Source organism: Stenotrophomonas sp. YJH_SMC_79, assembly GCF_059367995.1.
The window spans coordinates 251180-263685 of record NZ_JCAFRK010000003.1; the positions used below are offsets into that span (position 1 = coordinate 251180).

Here is a 12506-nt window from a genome sequence, read left to right on the forward strand (position 1 = left end):
CGCAGCCATGACGTGGCTGTTGTTGCTGCTGTGCCTGCTGCCGGTGGCGGCGCTGGCGGCGATCCCGGTCCCGGCGCTGGACGATCCCGTGGTGGACACCGCCAACGCGCTGTCCGCTGAAACCCGCGCCACCCTGCGCAGGCAGGCGCTGCAGCTGCAGGTGCAGAAAGGTGCACAGCTGCAGGTGCTGGTGGTCCCCAGCGTGGGCAACGAGGGCATCGAGGCCTACGCACAGCGGGTGTTCGATCAGTGGCAGCTGGGTCGCACCGGTGTCGACGACGGTGTGCTGTTGCTGGTGGCGGTGCAGGACCGCCGCGTACGCATCCAGACCGGCTATGGCCTGGAAGGTGCGTTACCGGACGCGTACGCCGCTCGCATCATCGACAACGCGATCGTGCCGCGCTTCCGTGAGGGTGATTTCGACCAGGGCGTGCTCGATGGCACGACGATCATGGTGGCGCTGATCGAAGGCGAGGACCTGCCTGCATGGGAAGAACCGTCGGCCAGCAATGTGCTGCCTGCGGACTGGCGACGCGCAGACTCGGTGGTGGCGTTGACCCTGCTGGCCGGCTTCCTGGCCGGGCTGTGGCGCTCGCCGCCGCCCCTCCCGCCGGCGAAGACCGAGGACGATTTCAGCGGCAGCCGTCGGGAGCGGCGGCGCAAGGCGCTGGCCGCCAATGCGTCGGCACCGAGGCCGAGCTGGCCGACCTTGCCGGCCTGGGGGCGTCCGATGCTGCTGACAGCGGTGGTTGCCGCATGCGCGCTGTCCGTGGCGTTGCTGCTGCCACGCCACCTGCTGCCGGGCCTGTGCTTCGTGATGGCGCTGGGCGTGCCGGTGGCGGCCCTGCTCGGCTGGTGCTGGCGTCGCAGCCGTGGGGTGCGCATCGTCCTGTGTGGCATGCTGGTAACCGGCGCGGTCTTCCTGGTGCAGGCGCTGCTTCGTGGCCAGCTGCCACCGAGCCTGGCCCGGCACCTGCTGCTGCAGGCCGCCGCGGGCGTTGTCACCCTGATGGTGTTCCTGCTGGTGCAGGCCTGTCGCACACGCTGGAAGAAGAACCGCAGCAGCTTCGTCGTGCGCATGACGGTGCTGGTGCTGTTGACCCTCGGCTACGCCGCGGGTGCGTTGCTGGCGATCCATCGTGCCGAAGGGCACGATCCACGTCTGCTGGCAATGATCGTGTCCGGTGTGTGTGGCGTGTTGCTGTACTTCGTATGGTTGTTCACCATGCTGCCGGGCGAGCGCGCGCATGGCCGGGTTTCGTCACGCCGTGAGCGCAGCGCGTCCAGTTCGTCATCCAGCAGTTCGTCGTCGAGCGGCTCCAGCAGCTGGTCCGGAGGCGGTGGCCGCAGCGGCGGAGGTGGTGCGTCGGGCAGCTGGTAGATCAGGTCGCCTGCACCCGCCAGCCGAGTGCAGTGTCCTCCACAACACCCGGGCCGGCCACGTCGCCGACCTGCAGCAACAGGCCCTGCGCATTGGGCAGGTCCTTCTGCTCGGGGAACCAGCGCCGGTCCGCAGCGACCACGATCAGCAGCCCTTCGTCGTCGCCCATCGGCGCGAACTGCGGCGAAGGCGGGCTGATCGGTTGCAGGCCAAACCGCAGGCTGGACTGCTCGCGCACAGCATCGACATCGTGGCTGGGCAGGCCGACCTCGCTCAGGCAGGTCAGTTCGCTGCCGTGGAAAGCGCCCTGATGCGTACTGTCCGGCAAGCGGCGGCGGCCGATCAGTTCAAGGATCAAACCATCGGGGCCGGTGAAGTACACCGACTGCGACTGCCAGCTGCTTTCCAGGGCGAAATAATCCAACCCTGCCGGATTGCGCTGCAGTGGCGTGCGTTCGCGCAACCAGGTCATTGCCTCGCCAAAGCGGTTGTCCGGTACGTTGAAGGCCAGGTGCACGCCTCCGACCGGACGTCCTTCAGCGGGCTGCAACTCGATCGTGCTCCAGCCGATGTGCACATGATTGCCGATCACGCGCTGCTGCAGCACATCGCGGAAGTAGCTGGCCACGGTACCAACATCGGATACCGGCAGCGTGAGGTGCAACAGGCGCATGATCGATCCTCCGTGGAGCGCACGCACCGAGTGTAGACCTGGCGGGATTGCGTGGGTGTCACCGCGGGCGCAACGATTCGTTACGGTGGGTGCCGCGCTCGAAGATCACTCCACTGGCAGCCAGATTTCCACGCCGCCGTTGCCGCTGTGCTCATCGAAATGCATGTCGTAGCGTTCCAGATCGGGTGCATCGGCCAGGCTGAGACCGGAGCCGGGCAGGTAGTGATCCAGCAGCCAGAACCAGGTCGAGCGGATGGTCGAGATATGCCCGCCGTGCCAGGCCACCAGGTAGCGACGCGGCGGAATGTCCACGCGTTGCCAGTGCGCAGGTACGCTCGGCACCGCGCTGGCCGGCAGTGCGGCGATGTAGTCCAAGCCGCCATCGTCATCACTGTTGCAGCACACGCCAAAGCTGACCGGTGCAGGCGTCGGCCATTCGCGGTTGAGCTGCGCCCACTGTCCGGGTATCGCACCACCGCTGCCGCGGGTATGCCGCATGCCGATACCCACCAGCTGGAAGGCGGGCGTGTCGAGCAGGCGCGGTGCCTCATCGCAGGGTACAGGCGCCTCGTCCACGCGGATCGCCTGCACCAGTACCAGGCCGTCGGTGCCCTGTTCGCGTACCCGCTCCGGTGTCTGCCCGAACTGGTCGCTGAAGGCACGGGTGAACGCCGCATGGGTGGTATAGCCGGCCCCAAGCGCAACCTGCAGGATGTCGCCTGCGCCGTCGGCCAGCCGCTGCGCGGCCGCGGTCAGGCGCCGTCCGCGCAGGTAGCGCACCACCGAGGTACCGGTGCGGGCCTGGAACAGGCGCGACAGATGAAACGGCGACAGCCCCGCCGCAGCAGCGACGTCGGCCAGTGCCAGCGGTCGATCCGCATGGGTTTCGATGTACCACAACGCCTTGCCTGCCGCACTCATCCTGCCGTTCCCCGAATCCAGTGCCCGGCACAGTAGCGGATCGGCAGGTTTGGCGTTTAGCAGTTCTTGCGGTGCCGGGGCTTTGCGTGTGCCTGCATACCGGCAACAATGCCCGCATCATGGATGAAGGGGGAGGTAAGGGGCGTGCGATCGACGACGTGGGATGCCAGCCCAATGGAGCCGGTCCAATGATGGACATGGTGGTTAACCAGTGGCTGTTGCCCTGGCTGTTGACCCTGGCATTGCTGCTGCTGATGTGGCGCTGCGCGCCGTACTGGAAGGGCAATCCCTGGGTGTACCGCGCCGGCTTCGCGCTCCTGGCCGGGCTGCTGACACCGACGTTGCTGCTGGCCGGTCATGGCGTTCTGCCGGTTCCGACCATTGGGGGACTGGTGACGGTGTTGCAGCGGTTGGAGTGCATCGGCGATCTGGACTTCAACATCCTGGCGGTCGGCACCGACAACATCTGGTTCCTGTTCACGCCGTTCCAGATGGTGTCCATTGGCATGCTGTTCTTTCCACTGCGGACGGCCCGGCCGGCCCGTCTTGGCTTCGGCGGCAAGACTACGGACTAGCCCCGGCACACCGCTGGTGGACTCTGGTAGGTGCCAACCCTGGTTGGCACATTCCGACCGTGCCGGGAAATCTTCCGCCGGGCATGGCCCGGCGCTACTGCATCCTGGGCGCCGCGTATCCACGCATGGCGTGGATCTACTGCTCTGGTAGGTGCCAACCTTGGTTGGCACTTCCTTGCACCTACCGCTCGATCGCCGGCAACGCGTCCGATAACAACAGCCGGTCGATCCGGCGCAACGCGCTTTCCAGTTGCCTGCGGTCCGCTGCCAGCCCCAGCGACAGCCGCACGCCATTCGGATGCGACACGCCTGGCGGGCAGAATGCCGATGATGGTGCGATCGCCAGCCCCTGCAGCTGCGCGGTACGCACCACGGTCGCATCGGTCCACGGCGCCGGTATCCGGCACCAGGCATGCAGGCCTTCGGCACGCTGCAGCAGCGATGGCGCCAGCAGGTGCCTCGCCATCCATATGCGCTCACATGCCTCGCTGCGTACCTGCGCCAGCAGTGACTGTGCCGAGCCATCCAGCAGCAGCTGGCTGGCCAGCGCTGACACCAGTGGATGGCCCATCAACCGCGTTGCCCGCAGCGCGGCCGTCATCGCCTCGGCGTGTGCGGCACTTGGGCAGTGCACGAAGGCGGTGCGCAGGCCGGGGCTGATCACCTTCGACAGCGTCGCCACATAGAACACGTGGCGCGGTGCCAGCGTTGCCAACGGTATCGGTGCATCTTCGGCGAGGTGCCAGTAAGGATCGTCCTCGATCGCCAGCAGGCCTTCCCTCTCCAGAGCACGCGCCAGCGCCTCGCGCCGCTGCAGCGGCAGGGTCAGCGCGGTCGGGTTCTGGCAGGTGGGGTTGAGATAGACCAGCCGTGCACCGCTACTACGTGCCTGTCGCAGCAGCGCTTCGGGGCACATACCGTGTTCGTCGCTGTCCACCGGCAGCAGCCGCCGGCCCAGTGCGGCGGCGGCCTGCAGCAGGCCCGGATAGACCAGCGCATCGCAGAGGATCGCATCGTCGTCGCGGCCCTGGCTGACCAGGATCGCTGCAAGCGCCACCTGCGCCCCTTCAGTCAGCAGCAGGCAGGCGTCGTCCACCTTTCCCAGCATCGGCTGCAGCCAACGCGCCGCAGCATGGCGATCAGTGGGGTTGCCACCACCCAGGTGATAGGTCATCAGGTTCGGCGCGTTGCTGCGTGCAAGCACGGCGGCGGCACCGCGGCGCAGGGTCTCGGCCAGCGCATCGGCGTCGGGCACCGGCGGCACGTTCATGCTCAGGTCCACCACCTGGTCGAAGCCGGCCTTGGGCGGTGCGATGAAACTGCCCTGTGGCCCGCGTGCTTCGATCAGGCCGCGCTTGCGTGCTTCATCGAAGGCGCGGGTGACCGTGGTCAGGTCGATACCGAGCTGCTGCGCCAACGCGCGCTGCGAGGGCAGGCGCTGGCCCGGCGCGAGGCCACCGCGGCGCACTGTACGCTCCAGTGAATTGACGATGCGCAGGTAGATCGGCCCGTTGTGCGCGAGCACGTCCTGCACCCATTCGCGGGCTGCGACATCCGGTCGCGGCATGTACGGAGCATGTCGGGGCGTATCGTTGCTTCCAACGGCGGGAGCCTGTCCATAACCATCGGTCGGTTCGGACAGGTGACCGCCGTTGTTGTTTGCGGCGGCCGCACCGGCCAGCGTCAGTGATGTCATTGCGCGTCCTCAGCGCTTGGCCTGCCAGGGGCAGTAGCAGCCCACGGCAAGCAGTCCCTTCGGGCGCACGGTCTCGCCGCGCACCAGTCTGTCCAGCAGCGGTTCGACAAAGCTGTTGGCCGAGTTGCAGACCATGCCGATGCTGTACGGGCCGGCATAGGCGAGGTGGCCCCGGCGGTCCCAGATCGCCACTGCAGGGCTGGCCGGAATGTGCTCGATGCCGTCGATGGTCGGCAGGTTGATCACCTTGTTGCGCAGAGGCTCGGGCAGCTCACCCTGCGTACCCGGGCGGCGGATCGCATAGAAGTCGATGCCGGCGCGGCGGTACATGCTGATCAGGTAGCTCAGGTGCGCGCCGGTCTCGCGGTTGCACACGCCGCAGGCCGGGTCCCAGAAATGCACCACGCGGATGCGGCTGGTATCACCGGCCAGATCGGCCGGCAGGCGCAGCTGCGAATCATCGAAGACGATGGCCTGTTCGGTGAACGTGGACTGTGCGCTGTAGCCGAAGTACTGCCACAGCGCAGCCGCCACGCCGGCCATGAACAGGCAGGCGAGGGCGATCATCGTCGGCAGCAGCCAGCGGCGACGCGGCGCGGCTGCGCCCATCAGGACGCTTCCCCGCCGAACTTGTGCACGTACTGCTTGCGCATCTCGCGGCAGGAGTCGGCCTGCGCGCGACGCTGGATCTCGCTACGCGAGGGATCCTCGCTGCGCTGCACGCACTGCTCGATGGCGTGGCGTTCGGCGGCCTGCACATCCATGGTCTGCGGCTGCAGGCAGACCCAGGCCAGCGCGGCCAGCATCAACACCACAAAGCCACCGCACCCGGCCATCACCAGGTGGAACTTCAGTTTCTCGGCGCGCATCGATGCACGTCCCTTCATCCATACATTGCATACAAAATATCATCTTGTATGGATGCAGCGCTATGCGTCCGGTTCAGACGATGGCGTTGTGCCGGGCCTCGGGGGCTTCGGACAGGATCTCGTTCAGCTTGGCCAGCGCCCCGGCCAGCGCGCCCTGGTCGACTGCGCCTCCCAGCGACAGGCGGATCGCGTTGCCCGGCGGCGGCTCTTCCACGCTGAAGGCATCCGAGCTGGCGATGCCCAGGCCCTGTTCCTGGGCGGCCTGGATCAGCCGGTACTGGTCCAGCCGTGGCGGCAGCGGCAGCCACACATGCAGGCCGGCCGGATGCGCCTGGGCGCGGGACGGCAGGTACTGCGCGGCAATCGCCTGGCGCTCGCGCAGTTCCTGCTGGAAGCGCTGCACCATGTCCTGGGCCTGGCCACTGCGGATCCACTGCGACGCCACCGCCACCATCGACTGGGTCGGCATCAGCGCGATTGCGCGCAGCGCATCCAGCACCGGTTCCATCGGCTCGCCGGCCGGCACGACCAGGTAGGCGGTGCGCAGGCCCGGCGCCAGGCACTTGGACAGGGTGGAGATGTAATACACCGGGCAGCCGGCATCGCGGTGGGCGGCCAGCGGTGGTGCGGCGTCACCGGCCAGCAACCAGTAGGGATCGTCTTCGATTACGGTCAGATCGTGGCGCTTGGCCACCGCCAGCAGGGCCTGCCGGCGCTGTGCCGACATCGTTGCCGTGGTCGGGTTCTGGATGGTCGGCACCAGGTACAGCAGGCGTGGGCGACGCAGCTGGCAGGCCTCCTCGAGCGCCTCCGGCAGCATGCCCTCGGCGTCCATCGCCACCGGCACCACGCCCCGCTGCAGCACGCGCGCGGCGGCCAGCAGGCCCGGGTAGGTCAGCTGCTCGGCGGCGATCAGCTCGCCCGGCTGGGTGCGGGCCAGGATCAGCGCGCACAGCGCGGTCTGCGCGCCGGGACAGATCACCACCTGGTCGGCACCGACCGTGCCCAGCATCGGCGCCAGCCACTGCACCGCGGCGGCGCGGTCCTCACGGGTGCCGGCGCCGACGTGGTAGCTCATCAGTTCGCCCTGGCCCAGCTGCTGGCCCACGTGCTGGAAGCCCGCCTCCATGCCCTGTGCGAACGGCGCGCTGCCCAGCAGCGGCGGGATGTTCATGCTCAGGTCCACCGAGGTGCTGCGGTTGCCGGCCGACAGCGCGATGAAGGTGCCACCGGCGCCCTGCGCATCGAGCAGGCCGGCCTGGCGCAGCTCGGCGAAGGCACGGGTGACGGTGGTCAGGTCCACGCCCACCTGCTGGGCCAGGTCGCGCTGCGGCGGCAGCCGGTCGCCGGGGCGCAGCACGCCGTCATCCACCGCCTCGCGCACCTGCTGGGCAATCTGCAGGTACAGCGGGCCGGCGCCCTCGCGAAAGGGGCGAACCCAGGTGCGATTGGGGTGTTTCAGGCGGCGGCCGGCGGCAGGTGGCGTCATCGGTCAGTTTTTTCCATACGTGCAGATGCACAAGTCCATACAATGCTGTATCTTGTATGGGCTTGATTGGAGTGGTTCGCCTGCTTGTAGGCGACCTCGTACCCACAGTGTAGCCGCTCCACGCCCGGGCGCTGCGCGCAGGCGAGCCGGTCAAGCGCGCTTCTTCAACAGGGTTGACCTCCAATGAATATCTGCTGGAACCGCATCCGCCTGGCGCTGGTCGCCCTGGCCTGCCTCGGCCTGTCGGGCTGTGACTGGGTGCTGCTGGATTCGAAGGGCATGGTCGGGCTCGCCCAGCGCGACCTGATCCTGATCTGCATCGGCCTGATGCTGATCGTGGTGATACCGGCCATCGTGCTGACCTTCGTGTTCGCGTGGCGCTACCGCGCCGGCAACACCAACGCGAAATACATGCCTGACTGGTCGCACTCCACCAAGGTGGAGATCGTGGTCTGGGGCGTGCCGCTGATCATCATCGCGGTGCTGGCGGTGATCGTGTGGAAGTCGACCCACGAGCTGGACCCGTACAAGCCGCTGGACGTGGCCGGTGAGCCGCTGCACGTGGACGTGATCGCCACCGACTGGAAGTGGGTGTTCGTGTACCCGGACCTGGGCATCGCCACCGTCAACCAGCTCAACTTCCCGGCCAACCGCCCGCTGGCATTCAACATCACCTCCAACTCGACTATGAATACCTTCTTCATCCCGCAGCTGGGGGGGCAGATCTACGCGATGGCCGGCATGCGCACGCAGCTGCACCTGATCGCCAACGAGCCCGGCCAGTTCCGTGGCATGTCCGGCAACTACAGCGGGCATGGCTTCTCGAACATGAAGTTCATCGCCACCGCCAGCAGCAACGAAGACTTCGAGCGCTGGGTGGCCGAGGTGCGCAGCGCGCCGGACGCGCTCAGCTTCACGCAGTTCAAGGCGCTGGCCGCACCGTCGAAGAACGCACCGGTGCAGCACTTCTCCAGTGTTGAACCGCTGCTGTTCAAGAAGGTCATCGACCAGTTCATCGGCGTCGGTGAGAACACCGCTGCTGCTACCCCGGCGGGCGCTGCCGGCGGTGCCCAGGTTTCCCAGGAGTAACGAACATGTTGGGTAAATTGACGTGGGAGGCCGTGCCGCTGCACGAGCCGATCGTCGTGGTCACATTGGCGGCCATGGTGCTGGGCGGCCTCGCGCTGCTTGGCGCGGTGACGTACTTCAAGCTGTGGGGCCCGCTGTGGCGCGACTGGTTCACCACCGTGGACCACAAGAAGATCGGCATCATGTACGTGGTGGTGGCGCTGGTCATGCTGGTGCGTGGCTTCGCCGATGCGCTGATGATGCGCGCGCAGCTGGCGGCAGCCGGGCCGGGCAGTGATGGCTTCCTGCCACCGGAGCACTACGACCAGATCTTCACCGCGCACGGCGTGATCATGATCTTCTTCGTGGCCACCCCGTTCGTGGTCGGCCTGATGAACATCATCGTGCCGCTGCAGATCGGCGCGCGCGACATGGCGTTCCCGTTCCTCAACGCCTTCAGCTTCTGGATCTTCGTGGTCGGCGCAGCGCTGATGATGATCTCGCTGGGCGTTGGCGAATTCGCCATGACCGGTTGGGTCGCCTATCCGCCGCTGTCGGGCATCGAGTTCAGCCCAGGCGTGGGTGTCGATTACTACATCTGGGCACTGCAGGCGTCCGGCGTCGGCACATTGCTGACTGGCGTCAACCTGTTCATCACCATCCTGCGCATGCGTGCGCCGGGCATGACCCTGATGAAGATGCCGGTGTTCACCTGGACCGTGCTGGTCACCAGCGTGATCATCATCGCCGCCTTCCCGATCCTGACCGTGGCGCTGGGTGCGCTCACCCTGGACCGCTACCTGGACTTCAACTTCTACACCAACACGTTGGGCGGCAACCCGATGATGTACGTGAACCTGGTGTGGGCCTGGGGCCATCCGGAGGTGTACATCCTGGTGCTGCCGGCGTTCGGCATCTTCTCCGAAGTGACCGCCACATTCGCGCGCAAGAAGCTGTTCGGTTACAAGTCGATGGTGGGTGCCACGCTGGCGATCGGCATCCTGTCGTTCATCGTGTGGCTGCACCACTTCTTCACCATGGGCTCGGGTGCCAGCGTCAATGCCTTCTTCGGCATCATGACGATGATCATCGCCATCCCCACCGGCGTGAAGATCTTCACCTGGCTGTTCACCATGTATGGCGGTCGCGTCGAGTTCAGCGTCCCGATGCTGTGGACGATCGCCTTCCTGGTCACCTTCACCATCGGTGGCATGACCGGCGTGCTGCTGGCCATCCCGGGCGCGGACTTCCTGCTGCACAACAGCCTGTTCCTGGTCGCGCACTTCCACAACACCATCATCGGTGGCGCGCTGTTCGGCTACCTGGCCGGCTTCGCCTACTGGTTCCCGAAGGTGTTCGGCTTCACTCTCAACGAGCGCCTCGGCAAGTGGTCGTTCGCCTGCTGGGTGATCGGCTTCTACCTGGCCTTCATGCCGCTGTACATGCTGGGCTTCATGGGCATGACCCGCCGCATGAACCAGTACGACAACCCGGCGTGGACGCCGTACCTGATCGCCGCCTTCATCGGTGCGCTGTTCGTGTTCGCGGGCATCATCCTGATGCTGGTGCAGATCTACGTGAGCGTGCGCGACCGCAAGCGCAACCTGGACCTGACCGGCGACCCGTGGAATGCGCGCACGCTGGAATGGGCCACGCCGTCGCCGCCACCGTTCTACAACTTCGCCGTGGTGCCCAAGGCCGATGAGCTGGACGCCTTCCACGAAGCGAAGAAGCGCGGCCTGCCGCCGCCGCCGAAGAAGTACGCACCGATCCACATGCCGAAGAACACCGGCGTGCCGCTGATCCTCAACATCTGGATCCTGGTGCTGTGCTTCGCCCTGGTCTGGCACATCTGGTGGATGGCCGCGGCCAGCTTCATCGCGATGATCGTCACCCTGATCGTGCGGTCCTACGACGAGGACGTGGACTACTACGTCAGTTCCGAAGAGGTGGCGCGCACCGAAGCGGCCAACCTTGCCAAGCTGAAGGAGGTACGCGCATGAACCTGTTGACCCGCCCCGAGCTGGCCAGCGACACGCAGGCGCACGAAGACCGCCACGAACACGACCATGGCCACGAACAGGGCGGCATGAAGGTGTTCGGCATGTGGGTCTACCTCATGTCCGACCTGGTGCTGTTCGGTTCGCTGTTCGCCTCGTATGCGGTGCTCAGCACCGCCTACGCCGGCGGCCCCACCGGCAAGGACCTGTTCTCGCTGCCGTTCGTGATGGCCGAGACCTTCCTGCTGCTGGTCTCCAGCATCACCTACGGCCAGGCCGTGCTGGCGATGCATCGCCACGACACCTCGGCGGTGCTGCGCTGGCTGGGCGTGACCTTCGTGCTCGGTGCCTCGTTCATCGGCATGGAGATCTACGAGTTCTCGCACCTGATCCACGAAGGCGCAGGCCCGAGCACCAGTGCCTACCTGTCGGCGTTCTTCGCGCTGGTCGCCACCCACGGCCTGCACGTGGCCAGCGGCTTGATCTGGATGGCGGTGGTCATGCACCAGGTCTACCGCCGTGGCCTGACCCCGACCAACATCACCCGCGTGTCGTGCCTGAGCCTGTTCTGGCACTTCCTGGACCTGGTGTGGATCTGCGTCTTCACCTTCGTCTACCTGATCGGAGCCTTCTGACATGGCCCACGTCGAAACCTCGCGCGCCGGCAATGCGCACGGCTCCACCAAGTCCTACCTGATCGGCTTCGTGCTGTGCGCGCTGCTGACCGTGGTGCCGTTCGCACTGGTGATGAACCCGGTGCTGTCGCGGCCGCTCACGCTGTTCCTGCTGGTCGGCTTCGCGGTGGCGCAGATCCTGGTGCAGCTGGTCTATTTCCTGCACATGGACCGCAAGTCCGAAGGTGGCTGGAACCTGGCCAGCTTCGTGTTCACCCTGGTGATCCTGTTCATCATCGTCGCGTTGTCGGTGTGGATCATCTGGAGCATGCACTACCACATGATGATCAACTGACCGTGGCCGGGGTGATCGGCATGGACCGCACGATCATCCCGGCACCTCAGCCTTCTTTTCCCCAAGGGCAGGCCTGACCGAGACCCCGCCCGCGCCTGCGTTGGTGGTACCCGTGATGTGTCTTGCCGTTGTTGTCCGTTCGTTGCTCTCTCCCCGATTCCGCCTGCCGCTGCTGGCCGGACTGGCCGCCGGCCTGCTGGCCGGCTGCAGCGCGCAGTCGCGCATGGACTTCTACTCCAAGGACATCGCCTGCGAAGAGCTCGGCCAGCACTGGTCGATGCCCGACAGCCACGGCACCGTGCGTGGCCCGAGGGACCTGCAGGGGCAGGTGACCTATCTGTTCTTCGGCTTCACCAGCTGCCCGGACGTGTGCCCGACCACGATGGTCGAGCTGAGCCAGGTCAAGCATCTGATGGGCAAGGATGCCGACCAGCTGCAGGTGGTGTTCGTCAGCGTCGACCCGGCCCGCGACACGCCCGAGGTTGCGCGCACCTATGTGGAAGCGTTCGACCCCAAGGCGATCGCACTGGTCGGCAACGAAGCGCAGCTGGCCGCGATGGCCAGCGACTTCAAGGCGTTCTACGAGAAGGAACCCGGCCAGGTGCCGGAGACCTACACCATGAGCCACATCGCGGGCGGTTACGTGTTCGACCGCCAGGGCCGTCTGCGCCTGTTCGCGCCCTATGGCATGCCGGTGGACAAGCTGTTCTCCGACGTGCAGCGCCTGCTGCTGGAACCGGCTCATCCAGCCGCCGGCAACGACGCACTGGCCAGCTGCAGCCGCAAGCACAGCGACACACTCGCCGCCCGGTAATCCCGGGCCATGCGCGGCTGATGCCGCCTGTTCGTCGCGCCCGCTGCCCCG

General features: G+C 66.5%; 13 protein-coding genes. 7 read left to right on the plus strand and 6 right to left on the minus strand.

From position 1 onward, the window contains the following. Positions 1 to 7: 7 nt before the first annotated feature. Complete coding sequence (locus tag AC5P57_RS12160; RefSeq protein ID WP_495219588.1) at positions 8 to 1381, plus strand: TPM domain-containing protein; 1374 nt, start codon at positions 8 to 10, stop codon at positions 1379 to 1381. 1 nt (position 1382) lies between these two features. Here the strand turns inward: AC5P57_RS12160 and AC5P57_RS12165 are convergent, their stop codons facing one another. Beyond that, the gene (locus AC5P57_RS12165) at positions 1383 to 2054 is read right to left on the minus strand and encodes a VOC family protein (RefSeq protein WP_099554824.1); all 672 of its coding nucleotides are present in this window, start codon (positions 2052 to 2054) and stop codon (positions 1383 to 1385) included. 105 nt (positions 2055 to 2159) lie between these two features. Further along, entirely contained in the window at positions 2160 to 2975 is an 816-nt protein-coding gene (locus AC5P57_RS12170; RefSeq protein WP_099554826.1) for an AraC family transcriptional regulator, read from the minus strand. A gap of 86 nt (positions 2976 to 3061) precedes the next feature. On the opposite strand from AC5P57_RS12170, the gene AC5P57_RS12175 reads away from it, so the two are divergent. Then, positions 3062 to 3550 carry a hypothetical protein gene (locus AC5P57_RS12175; protein WP_239503758.1) on the plus strand — a complete coding sequence of 163 codons (489 nt, stop codon included), beginning with the start codon at positions 3062 to 3064 and terminating at the stop codon, positions 3548 to 3550. 181 nt (positions 3551 to 3731) lie between these two features. Here the strand turns inward: AC5P57_RS12175 and AC5P57_RS12180 are convergent, their stop codons facing one another. From AC5P57_RS12180 to AC5P57_RS12195, 4 genes are read right to left on the minus strand one after another with little or no spacing between them, the layout of a single operon-like run. Continuing rightward, positions 3732 to 5246, minus strand: coding sequence for an aminotransferase-like domain-containing protein (locus tag AC5P57_RS12180; protein ID WP_262235468.1), 1515 nt, complete (start codon positions 5244 to 5246; stop codon positions 3732 to 3734). A 9-nt stretch (positions 5247 to 5255) separates the two neighbouring features. Continuing rightward, on the minus strand, positions 5256 to 5855 hold the full coding sequence (locus tag AC5P57_RS12185) for a DUF6436 domain-containing protein (RefSeq protein ID WP_099554832.1): 600 nt from the start codon (positions 5853 to 5855) through the stop codon (positions 5256 to 5258). Then, positions 5855 to 6133 carry a hypothetical protein gene (locus AC5P57_RS12190; protein ID WP_262235467.1) on the minus strand — a complete coding sequence of 93 codons (279 nt, stop codon included), beginning with the start codon at positions 6131 to 6133 and terminating at the stop codon, positions 5855 to 5857. Before AC5P57_RS12190 ends, AC5P57_RS12185 begins: the two co-directional genes overlap by 1 nt. Before the next feature lie 55 nt (positions 6134 to 6188). Next, a complete protein-coding gene (locus AC5P57_RS12195; protein ID WP_099554834.1) occupies positions 6189 to 7604 on the minus strand; it encodes an aminotransferase-like domain-containing protein in 1416 nt (471 codons plus the stop codon). 183 nt (positions 7605 to 7787) lie between these two features. Here AC5P57_RS12195 and cyoA point away from each other — a divergent pair, with 183 nt between their 5' ends. The 5 genes from cyoA to AC5P57_RS12220 all read left to right on the plus strand — a co-directional run bounded on the left by cyoA (position 7788) and on the right by AC5P57_RS12220 (position 12455). Next, complete coding sequence (gene cyoA, locus AC5P57_RS12200) at positions 7788 to 8693, plus strand: ubiquinol oxidase subunit II (RefSeq protein WP_262235466.1); 906 nt, start codon at positions 7788 to 7790, stop codon at positions 8691 to 8693. A 5-nt stretch (positions 8694 to 8698) separates the two neighbouring features. After that, positions 8699 to 10675 (plus strand): cytochrome o ubiquinol oxidase subunit I, encoded by a 1977-nt coding sequence (cyoB, locus tag AC5P57_RS12205; RefSeq protein WP_012481499.1) that lies wholly within the window; start codon positions 8699 to 8701, stop codon positions 10673 to 10675. Next, complete coding sequence (gene cyoC, locus AC5P57_RS12210) at positions 10672 to 11307, plus strand: cytochrome o ubiquinol oxidase subunit III (RefSeq protein ID WP_262235465.1); 636 nt, start codon at positions 10672 to 10674, stop codon at positions 11305 to 11307. The genes cyoB and cyoC overlap by 4 nt, the downstream gene beginning before the upstream one ends. A 1-nt stretch (position 11308) precedes the next feature. Next, on the plus strand, positions 11309 to 11641 hold the full coding sequence (gene cyoD, locus AC5P57_RS12215) for a cytochrome o ubiquinol oxidase subunit IV (RefSeq protein WP_005411473.1): 333 nt from the start codon (positions 11309 to 11311) through the stop codon (positions 11639 to 11641). 115 nt (positions 11642 to 11756) lie between these two features. Then, positions 11757 to 12455: an SCO family protein gene (locus tag AC5P57_RS12220; protein ID WP_262235464.1), complete on the plus strand. Its 699-nt coding sequence runs from the start codon at positions 11757 to 11759 to the stop codon at positions 12453 to 12455. Positions 12456 to 12506 lie beyond the last annotated feature (51 nt).